The sequence below is a fragment of the Flavobacterium rarum (SeqCode) genome (genome assembly GCF_965234445.1).
GTDB lineage: Bacteria > Bacteroidota > Bacteroidia > Flavobacteriales > Flavobacteriaceae > Flavobacterium > Flavobacterium rarum.
Genome location: NZ_OZ248479.1, coordinates 594,132 through 618,989, shown reverse-complemented (window position 1 = coordinate 618,989; position 24,858 = coordinate 594,132). Strand labels below are relative to the sequence as shown.

Sequence of the window (24,858 nt, the reverse complement as noted above, 5' to 3'; positions counted from 1 at the left end):
CAAAAAGCTTGAAATGTACAGCTGGATTAGGCCCGACAAATTTAGAAAATTTTACTCGCATTAACAACTACTGTCCTATCTCATACTAACAAAAAAATAACCCGAAAATAAAAAGGTATTTTCGGGCTATCTCAAATTGTTTTGAGTTAATTAATCTACATTGTCATGTAAATACGAGTTGTTGGAACGCAATTGCAAATCATTATTGCTATCTGTACCAACAGATATTCTTGAATTTGAATTATTTGTTTGTGAACTCGACAGATCAATACCAAATCTTTTGTAAGCTGGTTCTCTTTCTAATTCATCCACTTTTGATATTGTATCGTGAAACTTATAATTGAAATCTTTTAGTTTTCTTCTTCTTTCTTCGGCTCTAAAACGCAATGTTTCTTCTATAGTCATGTCAATAGGAGAATTGTTTGCTAGTACGGGAGTCTCAACAGGTTCTGCAACTTGTTTCATTGTGATATTCATTTCGGCAGGAATTGCTTCGGCTACTGCTTTGGCAACTGGTTTACACTCCAACAAATCATTTTCCACTTCCATGTACTCTTCCAAAGAATATTTGATAATGCCATTATCTGATAATTCTGTTACGGGAACAAATTGAACAGGTTGCACTACGTTTATTTCTTTTGTTTCATTTGTTAACTCAAACAAGAAATTTGGTTCTTCAACAGCTTGAACGGGTACTGGTTTTTGAATTGGCAAATCGAAAGTAAAAACAGTTTGTTCTTGTTGTTTTTCTTGAAAACGAGTAGAATCTATTGTGTCTTCTTTAAGCTGTTCTGCAACTGGATTCGAGATGATAAAATCAATTTCCTTTATAGGAGAAACAATTTCGAAAGTCACATCCAAATTTTTAATAAACTCAGACATGCCTATTAATTCATCATCATTAATCGATGAAATTACTGGCTCTGGAATAGCTATTTCTTCGATTAAATCAAAAACAACTCTATCAGTAGTATTTGAAATTGGTGTTTCAGAGTTTAGATTAAAACCTGCAACAGTATTTTTTGACAAATCGAATACACTTCTTTGATCTTCACCAAGAGTATGTATGATTTTCTTTGGTTCAACATTTACGATTTCATTTTGTTGTTCTACATCAAAACCTGTAGCGATAATGGTAATTGCAACAGCATCTCCAAGCGTTTCGTCTTCACCAACTCCCATAATAATATTGGCATTGGAACCAGCTTCAGATTGAATGTGTTCGTTTATTTCGGCAATTTCGTCAATTGTAATTTCATTGGAACCAGAAACGATAAGCAACAAAACGTTTTTGGCACCAGTAATTTTATTATCATTTAAAAGAGGTGAATCTAAAGCAGAAACAATTCCTTCTTTGGCTCTATTTTCACCAGATGAAACAGAAGATCCCATAATAGCTGTTCCGCTATTGTACAATACTGTTTTGGCATCACGTAAATCGATATTTTGAGTATAATGATGCGTAATTACTTCGGCAATACCTCTTGAGGCCGTTGCCAAAACTTCATCCGCTTTTGAAAATCCAGCTTTGAATCCTAGATTTCCATATACTTCTCTTAATTTATTGTTGTTTATTACAATTAATGAATCAACTTGTTTACGCAATTTTTCTATACCGATAAGTGCTTGTTCTTGACGCACTTTTCCTTCAAATAAGAAAGGCAAAGTAACGATACCAACAGTAAGAATATCTCTTTCTTTGGCCAATTGAGCAATCACTGGCGCAGCACCTGTACCTGTACCACCACCCATTCCTGCGGTAATAAAAACCATTTTGGTATTGCGATCAAGCATTTTTTCAATCTCAGAAATACTTTCAATAGCAGATTGATGTCCTACATCTGGATTTGCTCCAGCACCTAGACCTTCAGTTAAGTTTACACCTAATTGAATTTTGTTGGGCACAGAACTATTATCAAGTGCTTGTGAATCGGTATTACAAACGATGAAATCAACGCCTTTAATCCCTTGCTTAAACATGTGGTTTATGGCGTTACTACCGCCTCCACCAACTCCAATAACTTTTATTACATTTGATTGATTTTTTGGTAAATCAAATGAAATACTTCCAAATTCTGAATTGCTTGGCATCATATGGGGTTTTACTTTTATATTAACTATTATCTCTAACTACTCTAGGCTTGGGGCAAAAAGGAGGTTTGACAATTTATTGTATTATAGTTTTAATTAATTATTCTGCGTTATCTAAAAAATCTTTGATTTTATCTACATATTTATCAAAAAAAGATCTTCTTATTTTATTTTCTGTAGACTCTTCTTTTACAGTTTCTTCTTGAAACACTTTTTCGGGTTCTACATAAACCACTTCTTTTATTTCTGCAATTGGCTCTCTAAAATAGGTTACCTTTTCTGGAACACTATTGGTTTGCATTTTCACAGCACTTTGCGTTTTGTTTTCAATACTATTCATCACCAATCCAACTGCCGTAGCATACAATGGACTTGAAATTTCTTCATCCGAATTTCCAGCTAAATGTTCATTAGGATATCCAATTCTAGTATCCATTCCAGTGATGTATTCTACCAATTGTTTAATGTGCTTCAATTGTGCACCACCACCAGTAAGAACAATTCCCGCAATTAATTTTTTACGAGGATCTTCATGTCCATACGCTCTTACTTCTGTAAAAACTTGTTCAATAATTTCTACAACTCGCGCATTAATTATTTTGGAAAGATTCTTTAACGAAATCTCTTTAGGTTCTCTTCCTCTTAGACCTGGAATAGAAACAATCTCGTTGTCTTTATTTTCTCCTGGCCAAGCAGAACCAAATTTCACTTTTAACAATTCAGCTTGTTTTTCGATTATAGAACAACCTTCTTTTATATCATCAGTAATTACATTTCCTCCAAAAGGAATAACTGCTGTATGACGAATAATTCCATCTTTGAAAATGGCCAAATCGGTAGTTCCTCCTCCAATATCGATAAGAGCTACTCCAGCTTCTTTTTCTTCCTGACTTAAAACCGCATCCGAAGATGCCAATGGTTCTAATGTTAATCCGGACAATTCAATTCCTGAGCTTTGAATGCATCTACCGACGTTTCTGATGGATGACGCTTGACCTACGACAACATGAAAACTACTTTCCAATCTTCCACCATACATACCTATTGGCTCTTTGATATCTGATTGTCCATCAATCTTGAATTCTTGAGGCAATACGTGAATAATCTCTTCCCCTGGCAACATGGCCAATTTATGAACCTGATTAATTAATAAATCGATATCACTTCCACCTATTACTTCTTCGGGATTACTTCTGCTTATATAATCACTATGTTGAATACTTCTTATGTGTTGACCTGCTATACCTACAACCACATCTTTTATTTTGTAACCCGAATTGTTTTCGGCCTCAAGTATCGCTTGTTGTATAGATTGAATGGTTTGTGTAATATTGTTTACTACACCTCTAGCCACACCTAAACTCTTAGATTTACCAACACCTAAAATTTCAAGTTTCCCATACTCATTCTTTTTGCCTATCATGGCAACAATTTTCGTCGTCCCAATATCTAGACCTACTGCAATATTCTCTTTTTCCATTTTCTATTATTTTGTGCAAACTACTTGTTCCGTAAATCTGAGATCTATTTTTTTATATTTATACAAAGAACTATCCAAACTTACCTTCTGAAAAAAAGCTTTGTAATTTTTGAATTTTCTTTCAACATTTATCAAACTACCAAAATCAATATGGTAATTATAATTTCTATTGAACATTAATAAGCTACCATTGGGCATAATTTGTATGCCAATGATGTTTTTTCTCAGAAACGCATCATCATAAATTATCTTAAATAATTTAAATAAATCTTTGTTTTTTTTCTTGTTTATCTCCCCAGACACAAGTGGAACGCGAGCTGTAAAATTTGCCGACAAAGGCATAGTATTACCCTCACTATCAACATAGAAAGAACCTTTACGATCAAAGACTCTAGCGATAGGAGTCTTTTGTTTTACAACCGCCGTTAGAACACCATCGATACTCACAAACACATCCGCTTTCTCGATCATTTCATGAGCATCTAATTCTTGCTCTAATTTGTTCAAATCTAACTTATCTTTTGGTATGGTAGAAGCATTCGATTTATTTTCTATTAACAATTTATTAACCGTTTCTTGCTTAACAAACATTGAGTTTTCACCTACAAAAACCACTGCTGCTTTAGTTAATTTCCTTTTTGAATTACGTTTGGATGTAAACGAAAAAAGAAAAACGACCAAAACAATCATGAGTACTAGTCGTATGTTATTCCAATTAAAGACTTTCATATAATGCTTTTTTAATTGATGGCACCATCTCTCCTAAATCTCCTGCTCCGATTGTTACAATAATGCGAGCATCATTGGCTAAAATTGCAGGAATTAAATCTTCCTTACTCACTATTTTTTTATGTTCATTGGTCATTTTATCCATAAGCCATTTTGAATTTATTCCTTCCATAGGCAATTCACGAGCTGGATAAATTTCTAACAAAAATACTTCATCAAATGCGGATAAACTTTTGGCAAAATTATCTGCAAAATCTTTAGTTCTACTAAATAAATGAGGCTGAAAAATAGCCAAAACTTTTTGACCAGGATATAATTCTCGAACCGCTTGATGAACCGCATTAATTTCCGTAGGATGATGGGCATAATCATCAATATATACTAAATTTTCCTTTCTAATTTGATAGGAGAAACGTCTTCTTATACCTTTAAAAGATAATAAAGCTCTTGCAATAACCTCGGTTGGGGTGCCGTAGGTTATTGCCATCGCTAATGCCATTAAAGCATTCATTAAATTATGCTTTCCAGGCAAACCGAAACGTAAATCTTTAATCAATTCGTTTGGGGTTTTAACATCAAAAACGTAACTGCCGTTTTCTATTCTTACGTTGTAGGCTTCAAAAGCGGCTTCTTCATTTACAGCACAAATAACACCTTCAAGAGGCAATTCATTAGTTATAAAAAGCTTACTTTTATCTTCAACTTTATCTGCAAATTCTACAAATGAAGCTTCAATAGCCTCGCTTGTTCCATAAATATCCAAATGATCGGCATCCATAGATGTAATGCAAGCAATATTGGGATGCAAATGCAAAAAAGAACGATCAAATTCGTCGGCTTCAACAACTGTAACCGTTTTACCGTTTCCAATTAAATTCGAATCATAATTCTCCACTATTCCACCTATAAAAGCAGTCACATCAGCACCACTTTCATACAAAATATGTCCTAAAATACTTGAAGTTGTCGTTTTTCCGTGTGTTCCTGCTACTGCAAAACAAAAAGTATCTTTTGTAATTATTCCGAGAACCTCGGCTCTCTTTTTTACTTGATAATCTCGTTCCAAGAAATAATTCCATTCCGAATGATTTACCGGCACAGCAGGTGTTATAATCACCAGTGTGTTTTCCGAATAAAAATTATTTGGTATTAACCCAATATTATCTTCAAAATGAATATCAATGCCACTTTCAATCAATTCACTTGTCAGAATCGAAGGTGTTTTGTCATAACCCGAAACTTGTTTTCCTATGGCTTTAAAATATCGAGCCAAAGCACTCATCCCGATACCACCGATACCAATGAAATAGACGTTTTTTATTTGATTTAAGTTCATATTGCTTTTTATATAAGATTCTAAGGCCTCTATTTTATTTCTTACTTCCTACGTCAATCAATTTTACAATTTCGTCAACGATTTGTATTGTTGCATTTGGCATAGCCAACTTTTTTATACTTTTACTTAAAAATTGTTGTTTCCCAATATCTTTTATCAAAGACTCAAATACAATTACAAAATCTTCGTCTAATTGTGATTCTTTTATCAAAATGGCTCCTTTTTTGTCTACAATTGCTTGGGCATTTTTGGTTTGATGATCCTCTGCAACATTTGGTGACGGAATAAAAATAACAGGTTTTCCCACTATACTTAATTCTGAAACAGAAGAAGCTCCAGCACGCGAAATCACTACATCTGCTGCTGCATAGACCAAATCCATTCTTTCAATAAAAGCAACGACTTGAACATTATATTTATTGTATTTTTGGTATTCTTCCAAATAAAACTTTCCACATTGCCAAATAACTTGGACATTTAATGAAAGAATATAGTCTAATTCTTTTTCAATTAATTGATTGATTCTTCTAGCTCCAAGACTTCCACCTAATACCAAAAGTGTTTTCTTATTTCGATCCAATTTAAAGTGGGTCAACGCTACTTCTCTTTTGTCTTTGACATCAATTAAATCTTGACGAACAGGATTCCCAGTCAAAATCATTTTGGCTGCCGGAAAAAACCGTTCCAAATTATCATAAGCTACACATATACGATTGGCTTTTTTACTTAATAATTTATTTGTTATTCCTGGATATGAATTTTGTTCTTGAATTACCGTTGGAACATTCAAACTATTTGCCATTTTTAATAATGGACCACTAGCAAAACCTCCTGTACCAATAACAACATCTGGTTTGAAATCTTTTATTATTTTTCTGGATTCCCACAAACTGTTCAATAATTTAAAAGGAAACATTGCGTTTTGAATTGTTAATTTTCTTTGCAAACCTGCAATCCAAAGTCCTTTTATTTTATATCCTGCTTGCGGTACTTTTTGCATTTCCATTTTGTCTTTTGCACCAACGAACAAAATAGCTGCATCAGGAAAACGAGATTTTAATTCGTTTGCAATAGCAATTGCAGGGTAAATATGCCCTCCAGTTCCTCCGCCGCTTAAAATGAATTTGTATTTTGCCATTATTAAAAAATTAAAATGAATCTATATCATCATAAATTGTAAAAAAAGAATCGTTTAAAAAATACTAAAAATCAAATTATTTCAATACTGCATTCATCGGATTTGAAGATGTATCATTAATCGAATAATTATTAGATTTACCATCATCTTTTGTCTCTATATCAACTATTTCTTCCAAATCTTCTTCTAACTCTTTATCAATAAGTCTTTGAAGTGCTTCTTCTCTTATCTCTTTAGATAATTTTTCTGCTGCAATTTCTTCTTCTTTTTTGGTCACACTTAAAATAATTCCAAGACCAAAACAAGTCATCCAAATAGAACTACCTCCACTACTGATTAGTGGTAAAGTTTGACCAGTAACAGGCAACAACTCTACGGCGACAGCCATATTAATCATAGCTTGAAAAATCATTGGAAACCCTAAGCCTATAACTACTAATTTCCCAAAACGAGTATTGGCTTTATGAGACGCAACTACAAATCGAAACAATAGTAACAAATACAAAAGCAAAACCCCTATTCCACCAACCAATCCATATTCTTCTACAATAATGGCATAAATAAAATCGGATGAAGATTGAGGAAGGAAATTCTTTTGAACACTTTTTCCTGGACCTAAACCATATATTTGCCCAGAAGCAATTGCGATTTTGGCTTTTTCGATTTGATAATCATCTTCGTCTGCTTTATTACTGGTAAAATTCTCAATACGACTTCCCCATGTACCTACTCTACTAAAAAATCTAGAATCAGGAAATGCTTTGGCAATCAAAATGAAAAAAGTCAAGAATAAAATTCCAGAACCAATGATGAAAAAAATATATTTTAATGGATATCTACCTATAAAAACAAGCATTATAACCATTGAAAAAATCAAAGCTGTAGTTGAAAAATTGGCAGGTAAAATAAAAATCAATGTTATAAAAACAGGTGTCCAAAGTTCCCATAAAGAAGATTTGAAAGTAATTGGAGTTTCTCTAGTCTTGGACAAATAACGGGCAACAAAAATAAACAAAAAGATAGCTGCAACTGTAGAAGTTTGAAATGACAATCCTATGAAAGGAATTTGAATCCATCTACTTGCATTGGCACCAGCAATAACAGTTCCTTTAATCAAAGTATAAGCCAATAATAACCAAACCACAGGCAACCCTGCTTTTGAAATGGTTCTGAAATAAAGATAGGGTATATTATGAACCCAATATATAATTAAAAATCCAATACAGATATGTGCAAAATGCTTCACTAAATATCCTAAAGTATTTCCAGTACCGTGACCTAAATAAGCCAGGTTACTACTTGCACTAAAAACAGGCATAAAAGAAAACAAGGCCAATAAGGCCACGAATGACCAAATACCTTTATCTCCTTTTAGTTTGTTAATTAGTTCTTTCATTTTATTAGACTTCTTTGACTGTTAGACTTCTTTGATTGTTGGACTTCTTTGATTGTTGGACTACTTTGATTACTAGACTTCTTTTACTGTTAGACTTCTTTGATTGTTGGACTTCTTTGATTTTTAGATATGTATAAACTATATAGTCTAAAAATCTAAGAAGTCTAAAAGGTCTAAACTATAGATTCTTAACTGCTTGCTTGAATTGTTTCCCTCTATCTTCATAACTTTCAAACAAGTCAAAACTGGCGCAAGCTGGAGACAACAAAACAGTATCTCCTTTTTCGGATAAACGTTGAGCCATACGAACGGCTTCGTTCATATTGTCAACTTCAACCATAATATCAACCACATTACCAAAAGCGTCAATAATCTTTTTATTATCGATTCCTAAACAAATAATAGCTTTTACTTTTTCACGAACTAGCGACATTAATTCATGATAATCATTTCCTTTGTCTACACCACCTACTATCCATACAGTAGGTGTATTCATACTATCTAAAGCAAAAAATACTGAATTCACATTGGTCGCTTTGGAATCATTGATATACTGAACATTTTGAATTTTCAAAACTTTTTCTAAACGATGTTCAACCCCTTGAAAATTTGATAAACTTTCACGAATAGTTTCTTTTCTTATTTGCAGAATCCTAGCTACAGAAGTTGCTGCCATTGCATTTTTTAAATTATGTTTTCCTTCTAATGCAATGTATTCCGTGTCCATTGTAAACTCTTCTTGGTTGATTTTTACTTCCATTTTATTATTTTTTATATAAGCTCCTTTATTAAATTCGTTTGTTAACGAAAAAGGAATTAATTGGGCCTTCACATTATTTTTACTCAACCATTCCGAAATGGCTTCGTCGTTTGAATCATAAATAAGAAAATCTTCCTCTGTTTGATTCATTGTGATTCTAAACTTTGAATCAATATAATTTTGATATTTGTAATCATAACGATCCAAATGATCCGGACTAATATTGGTTAAAATTGCAATATGAGGCTTGTAATTTAGAATTCCATCCAGTTGAAAACTACTCAGCTCTAATACATAAAAATCATAGTCATTATCTGCCACTTGCCAAGCAAAACTTTTTCCAATATTTCCTGCAATTCCAACATTTAAACCAGCTGCTTTCAGTAAATGATAAGTCAACATTGTGGTGGTGGTTTTGCCATTACTTCCTGTTATCCCAATGGTAACTGCTTTTGTAAAAGGAGCTGCAAATTCAATTTCAGAAATAACTGAAATCCCATTGTTTTTTATCCGTTTTACTATATTTGATTTGTCCGGAATTCCAGGACTCTTCATTACCAAATCCGCATTCAATATTAAATCCTCAGTGTGTTTTTCTTCTTCCCAAGCAATTCCATTTATAACAAGAACTTCTTTGTAACTCTCTTTTATTTTTCCAAAATCGGAAACAAAAACATCATAACCCTTCTTTTTTCCAAGGATAGCAGTACCTACACCGCTTTCTCCGCCTCCTAATATTACTAGTCTCATATTATCTCAATTTCAGAGTTACAATTGACAATATGGCCAACATAATAGCAACAACCCAAAACCGTGTTACAATCTTACTTTCGTGATACCCCCTCTTTTGATAATGATGGTGAAGTGGGGACATTAAAAAAATCCTTCGTCCTTCGCCAAAACGTTTCTTTGTGTATTTAAAATAACTGACTTGCAAAACAACAGAGAAGTTTTCGACTAAAAAGATTCCACACAATAAAGGAATCAACATTTCTTTTCGAACCGCAATAGCCAACACGGCAATGATTCCGCCAATAGTCAAACTTCCGGTATCTCCCATAAATACAGACGCAGGATAAGAATTGTACCAAAGAAATCCAATGAGGGCGCCCAGAAACGAGGCAATAAAAACCGTCATTTCTCCCGAATTGGGGATATACATTATATTCAAATAATTAGAGAAAATAATATTACCCGAAACAAAGGTGAAAATCGCTAATGCAAAAACCGAAATCGCCGAAGTTCCAGCAGCCAGACCATCAATTCCATCTGTTAAATTGGCACCATTTGAAACTGCAGTAATAATAAAAATAACAACAGGAATAAAAATCAACCATGCCCATTTTTCATAACCTTCACCAGTCCAAGCCAACAACTCGGCATAATCAAATTCATTATTTTTAAAAAAAGGTATTGTTGTAGCTGTAGATTTCTCTTCTAATGAAGCTTGATTTACTACCGTTTCTGTAGTTTGTTTGTAAATATCTACTTTTGCTGTATCTGTTCGAACCGTAACTGCTGGACTAAAATAAAGAACCGAACCAACAATCACTCCTAGTCCTACTTGTCCGAAAACTTTAAAAATCCCCTTAAGTCCCTGTTTGTCTTTTTTGAAAATTTTAATATAATCATCAATAAAACCAATTGTACCCATCCACAAAGTGGTAACAATCAACAAAAGAATATAGATGTTTTGTAACTTGGCAAAAAGCAAAACCGGAAGAAGGGTTGCAAAAATGATGATAATACCTCCCATTGTTGGAGTACCCGCTTTTTCATTTTGTCCTTTTAAGCCCAGTTCACGAACCGTTTCTCCAACTTGTTGTCTGCTTAAAAATCCAATAATACGCTTTCCAAATATAGTTGACAATAGCAAGGATAACATCAATGCCAATGATGATCTAAATGTAATGTATTGAAAAACTCCTGTTCCAGGAACATCCATAACTTTGTCTAAATATTGAAATAAGTAGTATAGCATATTATTTTATTTTAAAAGTTGTTCTAAAATTTCTTTTACATTTTTCATATCATCAAAATCATGACGAACCCCTTTAATTTCTTGATAGGTTTCGTGTCCTTTACCTGCAATTAATATAATATCATTGGGCTGTGCCAATTGACAAGCTGTTTTAATTGCTTGAAACCTGTCTGTGATTGACAAAATTTTCTTGAAGTTCTGAGCTTCAATCCCTTTTTCCATTTCTTGAATAATTACTTCAGGATCCTCATTTCTAGGATTATCCGAAGTCAAAATAACCTTATCACTCAATACAGAAGCGATATTTGCCATAATAGGGCGTTTTGCAGTATCTCTATTTCCACCACAACCTACAACCGTAATTAATTGTTCGTTTTTTGTACGAACATCGTTAATGGTGTTCAACACGTTTTCCAATGCATCTGGCGTGTGCGCATAATCTACAATAGCCGTAATATTTGAATTGGAAACTATAAATTGAAAACGACCAGAAACGCTCTCCAATTCCGACATTAATCGTAATACTTCCAAACTATCCAATCCCAACTCTACCGCAGTTCCATAAATTGCCAAAAGATTGTAAGCATTAAAAGTTCCAATTAATTTCACCCAAACTTCATTTCCATTTATTTTCAACAACAAACCCGACAACTGATTCTCCAGAATTTGAGCTTTGTAATCGGCATACGTTTTTAAAGCATAGGTCAAACGTCTTGCTTTTGTATTTTGAAGCATTACTTGTCCATTCTTGTCATCAATATTTGACAATGTAAAAGCACTTGTAGACAATTGGTCAAAAAAGCTTTTTTTGACATCTCTATACTCAGCAAAAGTGGGATGATAGTCTAAATGATCGTGGGACAAATTTGTAAAAATGCCACCTACAAAATGCAATCCTTCGGTTCTCTTTTGGTGAATCCCATGTGAACTCACTTCCATAAAACAATATTCTACATCCGAATCAATCATTTCTTTCAAATAATGATTAATTGTAATCGAATCAGGCGTTGTATGAGTTGCTTTGTATTCAACATCATCTACCAAAATCTTAACTGTTGACAACAAACCAACTTTGAAACCTGCTTTTTTAAACAATTGGTATAATAAAGAAGCAATTGTTGTTTTGCCATTCGTTCCCGTAATACCAACTAATTTTATTTTTTGTGATGGATTTCCAAAAAAATTGGAAGCCATAAAAGCCAATGCTGCGTTAGTGTCTTTCACACAAACATAAGTTATTCCAGCAGTCAAACTCACAGGAAGTCTATCACAAATAACTGCTACCGCTCCTAAATCAATTGCTTTTTCAATAAAATCATGCCCATTGGAAAGTGAACCGCGAATGGCTATAAAAACATCGTTTTTTTGGATCTTTCTAGAGTCAAATTCCAATTTGTTCACTGCAATTTCTGTAGAACCTGAAACAGATTCTATTGCTACTTTATATAATATGTCTTTTAATATACTCATGATAATTCCAATAGTATAGTTGAATTTTTTACAATATTTTGCCCTGCTTGGATGGATTGTTTTTTTACTTTTCCAACACCAACAGCTTTTACTTTAATTCCTAAATTTTCTAATAAGGCAACAGCATCCATCCCCGACATTCCTCTTACATTTGGAATATATTTAAATTCCTTTTGGTTTTTTACAAAATAAGAATTGTAATTGGCTTCTTGTTTTGGCACAGATCCATCCAGTTTTTTTATAACATTTGTAGAAGGAGTATCGGTATAAATTTTTTGAGCAATTCTTTTAAAAACGGGACCAGCTACGTCTGCTCCATAGTAATTATTGTTGGCTGTATTGGGTTTATGAACCACTACAATACAAGAATATTTGGGATTATTTGCTGGAAAATAGCCCACAAAAGAAGAAGCATAATGTTTGTCTAGCCCTCCATTTGAAGCGTAATTTACTTGAGCGGTTCCTGTTTTCCCTGCCATAGAAAAATCTTTAGAGTATAATTTTGATGCGGTTCCTTTTTTGACCACATTGGCCAAAACAGCTTTTAGTTTTAAAATAGTTTCAGGAGAACATATCCTTGGATTCATAACTTCAGTATTGAACTTTTTAATAGTTTTATTCCAAGCTTTTATTTCAGTAACCAGTTGTGGTTTTACCATTACTCCATTATTAGCTACAGCATTATAATACGTCAATGTTTGTAATGGCGTAACTGAAACTCCATAACCAAAAGCCATCCAAGGCAAAGTAATATTAGACCAGTTTTTATCACTTGGTTGTGGTATAAATGGCTTTCCTTCTCCTTTAAAAATCAGCCCTAACTTTTTGTTTAATCCATACGAATTAACATGATTGACAAATTTAGTAGGATTGCTTTTGTAATTATTATACACCGCTTGCGCCATAATAGTATTCGAAGAAACTTCAAATCCACGAGCCAAAGATATTTTACCATATCCTCCTTCGTGCGAATCTGTTACTTTACGACCCGAATAAGTAATTACGCCACCATGACTATTAAAAACGGTACTTGTATCGGCCACTTTATCTTCCAATATTGTCATTAAACCAACCAATTTAAAAGTTGAACCAGGTTCATGAGACTCTGCATAAGCATAATTGGTAGTCTCATAATAACTACCATCTGTTGCTCTGCCCAGATTTGAAACTGCTTTTATCTGACCTGTTTTGGTCTCCATAACAACAACGCAACCGTGATCTGCTTGATATTCTTCCAATTGTTTCAATAAGGCATGATGCGCAATATCTTGAATGTAAACATCAATAGTTGAAATAACATCATAACCATCTTGTGGTTCTACTTCGTTAACATCTCGAATGGGTTTCCATTGTCCTTGAGCAATTTTTTGTTTTAATATTTTACCATCTTTACCATTAAGATAATTACGGTATGCCCATTCTATCCCTTTCCCATCTGAATAACCTCCCATATTTCGCTCATAACCAATAGTACGTTCAGCAATCTTACCAATTGGATGTTCACGAACTGTTTTTTGCTCAACAATAATCCCACCTTTATAGGCTCCCAACTTAAACAATGGAAACCCTTTAATTTTCATATATTGGGTATAACTAAGATCTTGCGCTACCAAATAATACCTGTTTTTATTTGCTCTTGCTCGTCTTAATTCATTTTGAATTGAACTACTTGATTTTCTAAGTACAAAAGCCAAAGAATCGGATAATAATTTTATGTTTTTTTCAAATGTTTCTGTTTTTGGAGCAACAGCATCAAAACGTATACTATAATTTGGAATAGAAGTAGCCAAAAGACTTCCATCTGCAGAATAGATATTCCCTTTATTGGCAGGAATAACAAAATTCCTTACCGTTCTTTCTTTTGCCAATTGTCTATAATGTTTCCCATCTACCCACTGAATATTTGTTAACTTAACGACAATAGCCATTGCCATCAAAAAGATGAAAAAGGCGACCAAATAGGTTCTATAGGATATGTATTTATCATCTACTGCCATAATTTTTCTAAGAAATTTTTCTCGTCATTTTCTTTAACTTCAATTTTAACAGGAGGAACGGTTGATGGAAAAATTTGCTTTTCAACCATTTTATCCGAGATTGTAGATTCCATTTTTAGTTTCATCAACTCCGAACGCTTGTCTACAAATTCCGAACGTAATTCTTTGACTTTATTGGTCAATTCAACAATCTTGAATACTTTTTGTTCGTATCGTTGTGTATTGGCAATCATAATAATAGCAAGCAAAATCAAAAAAACAATAAAACGCCAATTTCTGATAGCGTTATCGTCTATAAGAAACTGAGCTTTTAATATGCTGTAAATTCCGCCTTTCATTCCGTATTATTCTATTTTGTTGTGGGTTGTCCGCTATAGGTTATCCGTTATGGGTTATCTGTTATAGTTGTCTATAATGGGTTGTTAGTTATCTGTCAGGATATCATTGTCAAACTAGTAAATACAAACAACAACTCTTAAAACAATTAAATCCTTAAACTTTTAAACAATTAAACTTTTTCCTTTTTCTCTGCAATTCTCAACTTAGCACTTCGGGCTCTATTGTTTATTTTGATCTCATCATTATCCGGAACAATTAATTTTCCAATAGTTTTAAAAGGAACAGAAAAATTTCCAAAAAAATCACGTTCAGGTTCTCCTTCGAACATCCCGTTTTTGATAAATCTTTTCACTAGTCGGTCTTCCAATGAGTGATAAGAAATTACACTTAATCTTCCTTCGGGAGCTAATATTTCTAATGATTGCTCTAAAAACTCTTTCAAAACATCCATTTCCTGATTCACTTCTATTCGAATCGCTTGGTAAATTTGAGCTAATATTTTATTTCGAACTCTTTCAGGCAAATATTTAGCTAAAACTTCTTTCAATTCATCAGTAGTTCTTATTGGCTGATGCTCTCTAGCCTCAATAATTGTTCTTGATAAAACGGGTGCATTTTTAAGTTCACCATAATCAAGAAAAACCCTTCTAAGATTTGCTTCATCATACTCATTGACCACTCGATACGCATTCAAATCATTTTTCTGACTCATTCTCATATCCAACTCGGCATCAAAACGAGTGGAGAATCCTCTTTCGGGCACATCAAATTGATGGGAAGAAACACCTAAATCTGCCAAAATTCCATCAACACTTTTTACCCCATAAAAACGAAGAAACCTTTTGATGAATCTAAAATTTTCGTTGATAAGCGTAAATCTTTCGTCTGGTAAAGCATTCGCCAAAGCGTCTTCATCTTGATCAAAAGCAAACAATTTTCCGTTTGGACCCAGTCTACTCAAGATTTCTTTTGAATGACCACCGCCACCAAACGTTACATCAACATAAACCCCATCTGGCTTTATATTCAAACCATCTACAGAAGCGTGAAGCAATACTGGATTATGATATTCCATTGTCGTCGTCATTTAAATTACCCATTACCTCTTCGGCCAAATCTGCAAAATCTACATCTTCGCCATCTATTGATTTTTCATACAAATCTTTATCCCAAATCTCTACAATATTTACTGCCGATGAAAAAACCACATCTTTAAAAATACTGGCAAAAACCACTAAATCTTTAGGAACCAACAATCTACCCAATGCGTCAATTTCTACCACTTTTACACCAGCAGTAAAACGACGAATAAAGTCATTGTTCTTTTTTACAAATCGATTGAGCTTGTTGATTTTTTTCATCATCAAATCCCATTCTGCCATAGGATACAATTCGAGGCAGGGTTGAAACACAGAACGCTTCAAAACAAAACCGTTTTGAAGAGAAGAAGCCAATTGCTTTTTTAGAGGAGCTGGTAATAAAACTCTTCCTTTGGCATCGACTTTACACTCATATGTCCCTATAATTGTGTCCAAGTAAATTATGTTATTTGTATAAAGCAAAAATATATAAAATATTACCACATTTTACCACTATATCCCACTTTGTTAATAAGTTTAACCACTTTGAGACAGAAACCCTTAGTTTATGGACTATCAAGTCATTAGCCTTCTTTTACTTTAATTGTAAGAAAGATTGTGTTATGTTCATAAATATCAAAAACTAGGATAAAAAAAAAGCTTTTTGATTTAGAAAAGAATTGATTTTATACGCTGAAAAAAAAGGTGAAAATTTAAAAAATGAGGGTTGAATTCAATCAAAACATTAAATGGTTAAAAATTTGCTACTAAAATTCTTTTTAATTTTATAAACCCTATATTTGTTGCAAATTGAATTTGGCATAAAAAACATGGAAAAATACTATAAAAAAGAAGGTAAATACAGCTATTATGAAGCAGGCGAAGGAATTCCTATTGTAATTTTACACGGTTTGATGGGAGGACTAAGCAATTTTGACGCAGTAGCAAGTTATTTTTCTAATAAAGGATACAAAATCATCATCCCGGATTTACCTATTTACACTCAAAATATTTTAAAAACTAATGTGAAGAGTTTTGCAGTTTATGTAAAAAACTTCATTACTTTCAAAAAACTAGACCGAGTTATTCTTTTAGGAAACTCACTAGGTGGTCACATCGCATTATACCACACCAAAATGTTTCCGGAAAAAGTATCAGGACTTGTAATTACTGGAAGCTCAGGATTGTACGAAAGCGCCATGGGAGACAGTTACCCAAAAAGAGGCGACTACGAATACATTAAGAAAAAAGCAGAAGATGTTTTTTACGATCCAAAAATTGCTACTCCAGAACTTATTGACGAAGTATACGCAACAGTAAATGATCGTATAAAATTAATAAAAACATTGACTATTGCCAAAAGTGCCATTCGACATAATATGGCGAAAGATTTACCAAAAATGCACGTTCAAACTTGTATTATTTGGGGAAGAAATGACAAAGTTACCCCTCCAGATGTTGCCGAGGAATTTCATAAATTATTACCCAATTCTACTTTATATTGGATTGACAAATGTGGTCATGCGGCTATGATGGAACATCCAGAAGAATTTAATACCCATCTTGAAGATTGGTTGACACACACCCATTTAGCGGAGCATTAATATTTAAGTAGAATTTTACAAAAAAAAACATGAAAATTAATACTGCCGAATTCGTAATAAGCAACTCCGATGTGAGCAAATGCCCAAAGGACTTTTTACCAGAATATGCTTTTATAGGCCGATCCAATGTTGGGAAATCATCATTGATTAATATGTTAACTAATCATAAAAAATTAGCAAAAACTTCTGGAAGACCAGGAAAAACACAACTTATAAATCATTTCCTAATCAACAACAATTGGTTTTTGGTTGATTTACCTGGATATGGTTATGCGAAGGTTTCCAAAAAAACTAAATCTATTTTTCAAGAATTTATCACTGATTATTTTGAATCAAGAGAACAATTAGTTTGTGCTTTTGTATTAATTGACATTCGCCTTGAAGCACAAACTATCGACATTGAATTCATGTCTTATATGGGAGAAAGTGAAATTCCGTTTTGTATAATATTCACCAAAGCGGACAAAATTAGTAAAGTAAAAATTGATTCCCATATTGCAGCATACAAAAAGAAAATGTTTGCCAATAACTGGGCCGAAATGCCACATTATTTTGTCACTTCTGCAACAGAATCTACTGGAAAAGAAGAGCTATTAAGCTACATAGGAGAAGTGAACGAAGAAGTAAACAAAAACAATTCTGAGTTTTAAAACTGTCAAAACCTAAAAAAAAAATCCCAAAACTACATTATTGCTAGTTTTGGGATTCTTTTTATAATTAAAATTTTTACTTATTTTTTCAAATCTAATTTCTCTCCGATAGCACGATGTCTATGACTCGTACCTAAATGCATTTTTTCTACTTTTGGATGTAATCCCCAGTTTGTGTTTACGCGCTAGAGCCGTCTCACAAGCGGAAATAAAAACTCAAACCAGTAAAGAGTAAAAAACGAGACGTAATAGCTCCAACATTATATCCTTAGAGAAGATCTCGAAAAACTAGACAACTCATTATAAATAAAGTAAAAAAATCACACTATTCAAAATTAAGTTTTATTAATCAAAATTATCTGTATATTTGTAATAGATTTTAACCTATGAGAATAGTAACCTTTACAAAAATAAAAGACTTTACAAAAAAACATTCCAATTCCGATGTTGCTTTGAGCGATTGGTATTTTAAAACCAAAAGAAGTGAATGGAACACATTAAGTGATATAAAAAAAACTTTTAACACTGTAGATTATGTTGGCAATAATCGATATGTTTTCAACATTAAAGGCAATGATTACAGACTAATTGCCATTATTATTTTCGCTTCTGGAAAAGTGTATATTCGATTTATTGGCACGCATGCAGAATATGACAAAATAAACTGTTCAAACATTTAAAGACCATGAGAACAATAGAGACAAAAAAAGAATACATCGCCATAACAAACCGTATTGAAGAATTATTACTTCTTGTAGATAACAATACACCCGCGAATGATAAAAACTTTATCGAATTGGATTTACTTTCAGATTTGGTAGCAGATTATGAAGAAGCAACCGAACCTATAAAAGCGCCAACACTGATAGAGGCTATGAAATTACGGATGTATGAGCAAGGTTTAAATCAAAAACGCTTATCTGAACTACTGGGAGTTAGCACTTCTAGAGTTAGTGAGTATTTAACTGGCAAAAGTGAACCTCCATTAAAAACTGCAAGAGACATTAGCCAAAAATTAGATATTGACCCTATGATTGTTTTAGGATTGTAAATATTAAAGCAAAAGACGGGTAAACTAGTACCAAAATGGAAAGAAAACCATTATCCCACTAAAAAATATTCCTTTTTGCTAATTAAAACCCCTTTGCAATAATTACTGTTAATTAAGAGAAAAGCTAAATAATATCTTAATGAATTTGAGAAAAAAAATCCCAAAGGCACATTTTTCAAATGACTTTGGGATTTTTAATTATAACCAAATAAACAAAAGTTAATTCACTTCATTAAAAGCCATTAATTTTTGAAAATCATTTATTTTTAAATTGCCTTGAACCTTTACAAGCAGCACTTGAGAATCATTTTCGATTTCAACTAAAACTTCTTTCAACTGTTCTCCTTTTTCCAAAGAAAAAATACGGACTTTATCATTTCCTTTAGCAGTATAAAGAATTTCTTCAAAATTATTTTGCTTTAAGAAAGTATCAAAGTTGGATTTTATAAAAGTCGGATTCGATTTTGAAATGAGTACATTGTACTTTTTAATTCCCGAAATCTGTTTTCTAAAATCTCTAAAATCTTTGTCCCAAACTAGAGAATTGACAACAAAACTCGAAACTCCAAAAGAGATGGAAATTTCCTCTTTGTTTTCTTTTCTAAAAGTTTCATAGGGTGTATTAGCACCACAAGACACTAAAAATAAAACGAACGATACTACAATTAAATTCTTCATAATTACTGTTTTAATGAAAGACGAATAAACGATTCGTTTGTAACAGTAAATTATACGGAAAAGAATAATTATTTTTTTAGTTCCAGTTTTTCGGCAAAATAATCGCAGAAATCAAGCATAGTATCTGACATTTTTTCATCATTTGTGGCTCTTTTAAAAGTTTCGGCCATTGAAACTAACGTTTGATGAAAGAATATTTTCATTTCATCGACAGGCATTTCTTTGGTCCACAAATCGATACGCATGCTTTCTTTGGCTTTGCTGTCCCAAACATTTAGCATAATTGCTTTTGTTTCTGACAGCGCTACTCCTCCATCTTCTGCGGTCCAAAAAAGTTTTTCGGGCACACGATTTTCATCCAATTCGACTAAAAACTTTATTTCTGAGGTATTTTTATTTGACATTATTTCTTGGGTTTGTATTTTGATTTTTCGAAAATTTCTTTTGCATTTGTTTTCATTAATTCCGCGACATTTACTTCGTTATTTTCCATATAAGAACGTACGATTTGCCAACCAATCCAAGCTCCTACTTGACCTGGAGATTCATTGTCTATTTCTAAATAAAATTTGGAAAACGGAGCCGGGTCTATAAACCGAGACGTTAATTTTTGTTCGTCACTATATAGCATTTCTCGTTCTATAAAATAACGCCAAATATAGCTCTCATTCTCTTGACACCAAATAATTTGTTCCGGAGTATATCCCATTTTTTCGGCATCATTATATTCTGGAAGCAAAATATCTTTCAAGTAAAGCTGCTTTCCAAAATAAATCATTTGGGATAAAAAATTCTTTTCTATTGAAGGTGCAATTTCCCTTGTAGAAAAACTACTTACCAAATCTGGCATCATTTGTCTTTCTTCAAAATTTTGTTTTAGGTATTTAGGAAATTGATAAAATTCATGTTCTTTTCCTAAATACAATTCCAAAGATATAAGAACCAATGAATCGGCATAAATGGCTTTATTACTAGGATCCATATCCGAGATTAACGTAATGATTTTTGGATTTTTGGTCTTTGGGAAATAATATTTAATATGTTTAAACAATGTCTCAACTTCATTTTGAATAGTATCCGTATTTGAATATTTCTTTTGCACTTCAGTATAAACTTCTCTCCAAATAGGCGCCGACATTTTATTCAACCAAACCGTATCGTTTACTTTAGGGGAAAAGAAATACGGGAACTGTTTTTTTAGTTTGGCCAAATCTTTAGGAGGTGTCTCAAAAAATAATTTATCAAACCGTTCTACTTTACTAGTAACAGGTGTTTCTTCGATCGCTTTTTCTACTTTATTTTTCTGATCACAAGACCAAAACAGCAAACAAAAAACAATAGGTAATAGAAAAAATTTCATATCTTTTTATATATTTATCAGTTCACAGATTCATTTCGAGCTTAATTCGTAAATCGTTATTGGCTTTTTCAACCAATACGAAACATACTCTATTCAATCGTAATATTTTATTTAAATTTGTTTCCAATGAAAATTAGAAAACATTGAACTTAATTTTTTTGCAAATATACATTCCTGCTTTTTAAAACTTAAACTATTATGACTAAAAAAAGAACACTTCAAATCGAAAAAGTAAATACTCATATTGTAGAATGGCTTAAAAGCTATGCTGAAAATTCAAAAGTCAATGGATTTGTAATCGGAATTTCAGGCGGGGTGGATTCTGCAGTTACCTCAACACTATGTGCACAAACAGGTTTAAAAGTATTGTGTATTGAAATGCCAATTCATCAAGCACCAAGTCATGTATCTAGAGCAAAGGAACATATTGAACAATTAAAAAACAGATTTCCAAACGTGTCAAATAGTATTGCAGATTTAACGTCTGTTTTTGAAACTTTCAAAATTGAAGTTCCAGTTATAGATGATATAAGTAAAGTAAATTTGTCACTTGCCAATACCAGAGCACGCTTAAGAATGACAACATTATATTACTTTGCTGGAATCCATGGATTATTAGTTGCAGGGACTGGAAACAAAGTAGAAGATTTTGGAGTTGGTTTTTATACAAAATATGGAGATGGAGGTGTTGATTTGAGTCCAATTGCCGATTTAATGAAATCGGAAGTATTTGAATTGGGCGCCTATCTTAAAATTCCAACTTCTATATTAACAGCCGCTCCTACAGATGGACTTTTTGGTGATGACCGCTCTGACGAAGATCAATTGGGAGCAACTTATGACGAATTGGAATGGGCAATGTGTATAAACGACACAGAAATCGCTGAAAATAAACTAGATGATCGTCAAAAAGAAGTGTTAAAAATTTACAAAAAACTGAATCAAAACAACCAACATAAGATGAATCCAATACCAGTTTGCGCTATAAACTGTTAAAAAAATATTATTTGTCCGAAAAATTAGACTTATATAAAATATTTTTTATAATTTTATACCTTCAAAAACAATCCTAAAACACAATACCATGATTAAAGTTTGTTTAGCAGATAACTATCCTGTCGTACATTTTGGAATAAAATCGTACTTCAAAGACCATTCAGAAATCTCCATCGTTGCAAATGTTGGAAATTTCGCTATGGTAAAAGACATCCTTCTTACAAAAGAAATAGATGTTCTTGTATTGGATCTAGAGCTTGAAGGTCTAGCTAGTATTTTCGAAATCAAATCGGTTTTGAAAAACTTTCCTAAAACAAAAATTATTTTTTACAGCGGTCTATCAGAACAGATTTACGCTCCAAATGCTATTAAAGCAGGAGTTTCTGGATTTGTTCACAAAACCGAAAAACTGGAAACTTTGGGTCAATCGATTATCAAAGTAAACCAAGGAAAAATAATTATGAACGAAGCCGTTATGAAAAACATTGCTTTGATTGCAAAACAAAGCAAAAGCGAACGTTTGTACAGAAAACTTTCCAATCGTGAAGTAGAAGTATTGCGTTACTTAAGTGACGGAAAGAAAAACCACGAAATCGCTGAGATATTAACGCTCAACGAAAAAACAATCAGTACTTACAAACTACGATTGTTGACAAAATTAAACGTTACGAATCTAGTAGATTTAGTAAACAAAGCTAAAACTTTAGAAATCGTTTAACTGTAACGCGACATGACTCTTCCTAGTTTTTTCGAAAAAGAATTAATTAGTTTATAGTAGTCCATCGCCATTGCCATAGACTCTGTATTATCTGAACCTGGTTCATTTGATACAGAGTTTTTTAATTCATCAATAATTTTATCCACCAAATACCACCTCATCGTCAAAATGGTTTCGGATACATACTGACTAATCGTTTCATTTTTGGTTTTCGGTATAATGTTCTGACCTTCCCAGTTGTGCAATACCAATCGTTCATCTTCCATCAAAATATCGGTAACCTCTTGAGCAAAATCAGCATTCAATTGCATCAAATACCTTTCGATTTCTAAATTTTCATTTTGCAGAAAATATTGAATTAGATCATTAAAAATATCTCGAAACAGAGGATTAGCAAGTTCCACCTCATCTTCTTGTAAACTCAAGTAAATTCTTTGATAGACTTTGTATTCTTTCTTTTCTATAACATTTTCGATTTCGCCTGATTCGTTGTTTGTTTTCATAAAAACATCTTCAAACTCTTCTGTTTTATTTCCATATAATAAAAGAATTTCAATAATTTTTCGTTCCAAACGATAGAGCACATCTACTTTTTCAGAAGCAACAGGATTTTCATTTTTAACAATTTCAAAAGCTTTTTGTTCTTGTTTCACTTTTTTACCTACTTCTGAAATATCTTTTTGGACCAACTGTGCCAATGTACTTATCAAAACCTGTTCCGAAATATCCATTATTCTGGAACATTCCTGTATGTAGATTTCTCGTTGAATACGATCCGGAATTTTGGAAATACTAGTAACCATATCCCGAATAAGATCGGCTTTTTTTACAGGATCGTTCTTGGCATCATTCATTAAAAGAGATGCTTTAAACTGAATAAAATCTTTCGCATTGCTATCCAAATAAGCAACCAAATCATCATAAGAAGTTTTTCTGGCAAAACTATCAGGATCTTCTCCGTCTGGAAAAGCACATACTTTTACATTCATTCCTTCTTCAAGAATCAAATCGATTCCACGAACAGAGGCACGAAGACCTGCGGCATCACCATCAAATAGAACAGTAATATTTTTGGTCAACCTATTAATTAATCGAATTTGATCTGGCGTAAGAGCAGTACCCGAAGAAGCAACGACATTCTCTATACCCGCTTGATTGAACTGGATTACATCCGTATATCCTTCAACCAAAAAACAATTGTTCAACTTGGCTATAGATTGCTTGGCTTGAAAAATACCATACAAAACTTTACTTTTATGATAAATTTCACTCTCGGGAGAGTTTAAATATTTCGCGGCTTTTTTATCGTTAGTCAAAATTCGACCTCCAAAACCAAGTATTCTTCCCGACATACTTTGAATGGGGAACATCACTCTGTTCTTGAATCGGTCAAAGGGACGATCTTCTCTAGCGATGGTCAATCCTGTACTTTCAAGGAATTCCATTTTATACCCCTTACCTAGTGCTTCTTTGGTAAAAGCATCCCAAGTTTCTGGCGAATATCCCAGAGCAAATTTCTTGATAGTCGCATTAGTAAAACCACGTTCTTTAAAATACGAAAGACCAATGGCTTTTCCTTCTTCTGAATTCAAAAGCGTATCGTGAAAATAGGTTTTGGCAAATTCAGAAACCAAATACATGCTTTCGCGAACGTCTGTATTTAACTTTTCCTCGTCTGATTGTTCTGTCTCTTCAATCTCAATATTGTATTTTTTGGCCAAATATCGAATGGCTTCCGGATAGGTAAAATGGGAGTGTTCCATCAAGAAAGCCACGGAATTACCCCCTTTACCTGAACTAAAATCTTTCCAAATCCCTTTTGCTGGCGACACCATAAAGGAAGGAGAACGCTCATCAGAAAAGGGACTTAATCCTTTAAAGTTACTTCCTGCACGTTTAAGTTGTACAAAATCGCCAATAACTTCCTCTACTCGTGCAGTTTCAAAAACAGTATCTACGGTTGCTTGTGATATCAATTTATTTTAAAGTTTCTAAGTTACTAAGG

23 protein-coding genes are annotated in these 24,858 nt (G+C 32.9%); 6 read left to right on the top strand and 17 right to left on the bottom strand.

Translation table 11 applies throughout. The features are described 5' to 3' along the window. Positions 1-150 precede the first annotated feature (150 nt). The 13 genes from ftsZ to AC8GF4_RS02470 all read right to left on the bottom strand — a co-directional run bounded on the left by ftsZ (position 151) and on the right by AC8GF4_RS02470 (position 16,252). Entirely contained in the window at positions 151-2,091 is a 1,941-nt protein-coding gene (gene ftsZ / locus AC8GF4_RS02530; protein ID WP_506592806.1) for a cell division protein FtsZ, read from the bottom strand. Positions 2,092-2,191: 100 nt separating this feature from the next. Beyond that, positions 2,192-3,571 (bottom strand): cell division protein FtsA, encoded by a 1,380-nt coding sequence (gene ftsA, locus AC8GF4_RS02525; protein ID WP_506592481.1) that lies wholly within the window; start codon positions 3,569-3,571, stop codon positions 2,192-2,194. Positions 3,572-3,577: 6 nt separating this feature from the next. Further along, the gene (locus AC8GF4_RS02520) at positions 3,578-4,300 is read right to left on the bottom strand and encodes a cell division protein FtsQ/DivIB (RefSeq protein WP_506592479.1); all 723 of its coding nucleotides are present in this window, start codon (positions 4,298-4,300) and stop codon (positions 3,578-3,580) included. Next, on the bottom strand, positions 4,287-5,636 hold the full coding sequence (gene murC / locus AC8GF4_RS02515; RefSeq protein ID WP_506592477.1) for a UDP-N-acetylmuramate--L-alanine ligase: 1,350 nt from the start codon (positions 5,634-5,636) through the stop codon (positions 4,287-4,289). The genes AC8GF4_RS02520 and murC overlap by 14 nt, the downstream gene beginning before the upstream one ends. 34 nt (positions 5,637-5,670) lie before the next feature. Continuing rightward, positions 5,671-6,774: an undecaprenyldiphospho-muramoylpentapeptide beta-N-acetylglucosaminyltransferase gene (gene murG, locus AC8GF4_RS02510; RefSeq protein WP_506592475.1), complete on the bottom strand. Its 1,104-nt coding sequence runs from the start codon at positions 6,772-6,774 to the stop codon at positions 5,671-5,673. A gap of 76 nt (positions 6,775-6,850) precedes the next feature. Beyond that, the gene (locus tag AC8GF4_RS02505) at positions 6,851-8,170 is read right to left on the bottom strand and encodes an FtsW/RodA/SpoVE family cell cycle protein (RefSeq protein ID WP_506592473.1); all 1,320 of its coding nucleotides are present in this window, start codon (positions 8,168-8,170) and stop codon (positions 6,851-6,853) included. Positions 8,171-8,348: 178 nt separating this feature from the next. Then, positions 8,349-9,680 carry a UDP-N-acetylmuramoyl-L-alanine--D-glutamate ligase gene (gene murD / locus AC8GF4_RS02500; protein WP_506592471.1) on the bottom strand — a complete coding sequence of 444 codons (1,332 nt, stop codon included), beginning with the start codon at positions 9,678-9,680 and terminating at the stop codon, positions 8,349-8,351. 1 nt (position 9,681) lies between these two features. Continuing rightward, complete coding sequence (mraY, locus tag AC8GF4_RS02495; protein WP_506592469.1) at positions 9,682-10,911, bottom strand: phospho-N-acetylmuramoyl-pentapeptide-transferase; 1,230 nt, start codon at positions 10,909-10,911, stop codon at positions 9,682-9,684. Positions 10,912-10,917: 6 nt separating this feature from the next. Further along, the gene (locus AC8GF4_RS02490) at positions 10,918-12,381 is read right to left on the bottom strand and encodes a UDP-N-acetylmuramoyl-L-alanyl-D-glutamate--2,6-diaminopimelate ligase (RefSeq protein ID WP_506592467.1); all 1,464 of its coding nucleotides are present in this window, start codon (positions 12,379-12,381) and stop codon (positions 10,918-10,920) included. Continuing rightward, positions 12,378-14,378, bottom strand: coding sequence for a PASTA domain-containing penicillin-binding protein (locus tag AC8GF4_RS02485; RefSeq protein ID WP_506592465.1), 2,001 nt, complete (start codon positions 14,376-14,378; stop codon positions 12,378-12,380). The genes AC8GF4_RS02490 and AC8GF4_RS02485 overlap by 4 nt, the downstream gene beginning before the upstream one ends. Next, complete coding sequence (locus AC8GF4_RS02480) at positions 14,369-14,716, bottom strand: FtsL-like putative cell division protein (protein WP_506592463.1); 348 nt, start codon at positions 14,714-14,716, stop codon at positions 14,369-14,371. Before AC8GF4_RS02480 ends, AC8GF4_RS02485 begins: the two co-directional genes overlap by 10 nt. A gap of 170 nt (positions 14,717-14,886) precedes the next feature. After that, on the bottom strand, positions 14,887-15,804 hold the full coding sequence (gene rsmH / locus AC8GF4_RS02475; protein ID WP_506592461.1) for a 16S rRNA (cytosine(1402)-N(4))-methyltransferase RsmH: 918 nt from the start codon (positions 15,802-15,804) through the stop codon (positions 14,887-14,889). After that, positions 15,779-16,252, bottom strand: coding sequence for a division/cell wall cluster transcriptional repressor MraZ (locus AC8GF4_RS02470; protein ID WP_506592459.1), 474 nt, complete (start codon positions 16,250-16,252; stop codon positions 15,779-15,781). The genes rsmH and AC8GF4_RS02470 overlap by 26 nt, the downstream gene beginning before the upstream one ends. Before the next feature lie 374 nt (positions 16,253-16,626). On the opposite strand from AC8GF4_RS02470, the gene AC8GF4_RS02465 reads away from it, so the two are divergent. From AC8GF4_RS02465 to AC8GF4_RS02450, 4 genes are all read left to right on the top strand, one after another. After that, positions 16,627-17,400, top strand: a complete 774-nt coding sequence (locus AC8GF4_RS02465; RefSeq protein WP_506592457.1) for an alpha/beta fold hydrolase — start codon at positions 16,627-16,629, stop codon at positions 17,398-17,400. A 29-nt stretch (positions 17,401-17,429) separates the two neighbouring features. Next, entirely contained in the window at positions 17,430-18,050 is a 621-nt protein-coding gene (gene yihA, locus AC8GF4_RS02460) for a ribosome biogenesis GTP-binding protein YihA/YsxC (RefSeq protein WP_506592455.1), read from the top strand. 386 nt (positions 18,051-18,436) lie between these two features. After that, on the top strand, positions 18,437-18,730 hold the full coding sequence (locus AC8GF4_RS02455; protein ID WP_506592453.1) for a type II toxin-antitoxin system HigB family toxin: 294 nt from the start codon (positions 18,437-18,439) through the stop codon (positions 18,728-18,730). Positions 18,731-18,735: 5 nt separating this feature from the next. Then, positions 18,736-19,101 (top strand): helix-turn-helix domain-containing protein, encoded by a 366-nt coding sequence (locus AC8GF4_RS02450; protein ID WP_506592451.1) that lies wholly within the window; start codon positions 18,736-18,738, stop codon positions 19,099-19,101. Positions 19,102-19,320: 219 nt separating this feature from the next. On the opposite strand, the gene AC8GF4_RS02445 is transcribed toward AC8GF4_RS02450, so the two are convergent. The 3 genes from AC8GF4_RS02445 to gldB all read right to left on the bottom strand — a co-directional run bounded on the left by AC8GF4_RS02445 (position 19,321) and on the right by gldB (position 21,139). After that, a complete protein-coding gene (locus AC8GF4_RS02445) occupies positions 19,321-19,779 on the bottom strand; it encodes a DUF4252 domain-containing protein (protein WP_506592449.1) in 459 nt (152 codons plus the stop codon). A 68-nt stretch (positions 19,780-19,847) separates the two neighbouring features. Beyond that, positions 19,848-20,183 (bottom strand): gliding motility protein GldC, encoded by a 336-nt coding sequence (gene gldC / locus AC8GF4_RS02440; RefSeq protein ID WP_506592447.1) that lies wholly within the window; start codon positions 20,181-20,183, stop codon positions 19,848-19,850. After that, positions 20,183-21,139 (bottom strand): gliding motility lipoprotein GldB, encoded by a 957-nt coding sequence (gene gldB / locus AC8GF4_RS02435; RefSeq protein ID WP_506592445.1) that lies wholly within the window; start codon positions 21,137-21,139, stop codon positions 20,183-20,185. The genes gldC and gldB overlap by 1 nt, the downstream gene beginning before the upstream one ends. A gap of 198 nt (positions 21,140-21,337) precedes the next feature. Here gldB and nadE point away from each other — a divergent pair, with 198 nt between their 5' ends. Continuing rightward, a complete protein-coding gene (gene nadE, locus AC8GF4_RS02430; RefSeq protein WP_506592443.1) occupies positions 21,338-22,135 on the top strand; it encodes an NAD(+) synthase in 798 nt (265 codons plus the stop codon). Positions 22,136-22,223: 88 nt separating this feature from the next. Further along, on the top strand, positions 22,224-22,853 hold the full coding sequence (locus AC8GF4_RS02425; protein WP_506592441.1) for a LuxR C-terminal-related transcriptional regulator: 630 nt from the start codon (positions 22,224-22,226) through the stop codon (positions 22,851-22,853). Here the strand turns inward: AC8GF4_RS02425 and dnaG are convergent. After that, positions 22,850-24,829: a DNA primase gene (gene dnaG / locus AC8GF4_RS02420; protein WP_506592439.1), complete on the bottom strand. Its 1,980-nt coding sequence runs from the start codon at positions 24,827-24,829 to the stop codon at positions 22,850-22,852. The genes AC8GF4_RS02425 and dnaG overlap by 4 nt on opposite strands. Positions 24,830-24,858 lie beyond the last annotated feature (29 nt).

Excerpts from the sequence above, each read along its gene's own strand:
- ftsZ (WP_506592806.1), bottom strand. The coding sequence starts at position 2,091 with ATGCCAAGCAATTCAGAATTTGGAAGTATTTCATTTGATTTACCAAAA.
- ftsA (WP_506592481.1), bottom strand. The coding sequence starts at position 3,571 with ATGGAAAAAGAGAATATTGCAGTAGGTCTAGATATTGGGACGACGAAA.
- AC8GF4_RS02520 (WP_506592479.1), bottom strand. The coding sequence starts at position 4,300 with ATGAAAGTCTTTAATTGGAATAACATACGACTAGTACTCATGATTGTT.
- murC (WP_506592477.1), bottom strand. The coding sequence starts at position 5,636 with ATGAACTTAAATCAAATAAAAAACGTCTATTTCATTGGTATCGGTGGT.
- murG (WP_506592475.1), bottom strand. The coding sequence starts at position 6,774 with ATGGCAAAATACAAATTCATTTTAAGCGGCGGAGGAACTGGAGGGCAT.
- AC8GF4_RS02505 (WP_506592473.1), bottom strand. The coding sequence starts at position 8,170 with ATGAAAGAACTAATTAACAAACTAAAAGGAGATAAAGGTATTTGGTCA.
- murD (WP_506592471.1), bottom strand. The coding sequence starts at position 9,680 with ATGAGACTAGTAATATTAGGAGGCGGAGAAAGCGGTGTAGGTACTGCT.
- mraY (WP_506592469.1), bottom strand. The coding sequence starts at position 10,911 with ATGCTATACTACTTATTTCAATATTTAGACAAAGTTATGGATGTTCCT.
- AC8GF4_RS02490 (WP_506592467.1), bottom strand. The coding sequence starts at position 12,381 with ATGAGTATATTAAAAGACATATTATATAAAGTAGCAATAGAATCTGTT.
- AC8GF4_RS02485 (WP_506592465.1), bottom strand. The coding sequence starts at position 14,378 with ATGGCAGTAGATGATAAATACATATCCTATAGAACCTATTTGGTCGCC.
- AC8GF4_RS02480 (WP_506592463.1), bottom strand. The coding sequence starts at position 14,716 with ATGAAAGGCGGAATTTACAGCATATTAAAAGCTCAGTTTCTTATAGAC.
- rsmH (WP_506592461.1), bottom strand. The coding sequence starts at position 15,804 with ATGACGACGACAATGGAATATCATAATCCAGTATTGCTTCACGCTTCT.
- AC8GF4_RS02465 (WP_506592457.1), top strand. The coding sequence starts at position 16,627 with ATGGAAAAATACTATAAAAAAGAAGGTAAATACAGCTATTATGAAGCA.
- yihA (WP_506592455.1), top strand. The coding sequence starts at position 17,430 with ATGAAAATTAATACTGCCGAATTCGTAATAAGCAACTCCGATGTGAGC.
- AC8GF4_RS02455 (WP_506592453.1), top strand. The coding sequence starts at position 18,437 with ATGAGAATAGTAACCTTTACAAAAATAAAAGACTTTACAAAAAAACAT.
- AC8GF4_RS02450 (WP_506592451.1), top strand. The coding sequence starts at position 18,736 with ATGAGAACAATAGAGACAAAAAAAGAATACATCGCCATAACAAACCGT.
- AC8GF4_RS02445 (WP_506592449.1), bottom strand. The coding sequence starts at position 19,779 with ATGAAGAATTTAATTGTAGTATCGTTCGTTTTATTTTTAGTGTCTTGT.
- gldC (WP_506592447.1), bottom strand. The coding sequence starts at position 20,183 with ATGTCAAATAAAAATACCTCAGAAATAAAGTTTTTAGTCGAATTGGAT.
- gldB (WP_506592445.1), bottom strand. The coding sequence starts at position 21,139 with ATGAAATTTTTTCTATTACCTATTGTTTTTTGTTTGCTGTTTTGGTCT.
- nadE (WP_506592443.1), top strand. The coding sequence starts at position 21,338 with ATGACTAAAAAAAGAACACTTCAAATCGAAAAAGTAAATACTCATATT.
- AC8GF4_RS02425 (WP_506592441.1), top strand. The coding sequence starts at position 22,224 with ATGATTAAAGTTTGTTTAGCAGATAACTATCCTGTCGTACATTTTGGA.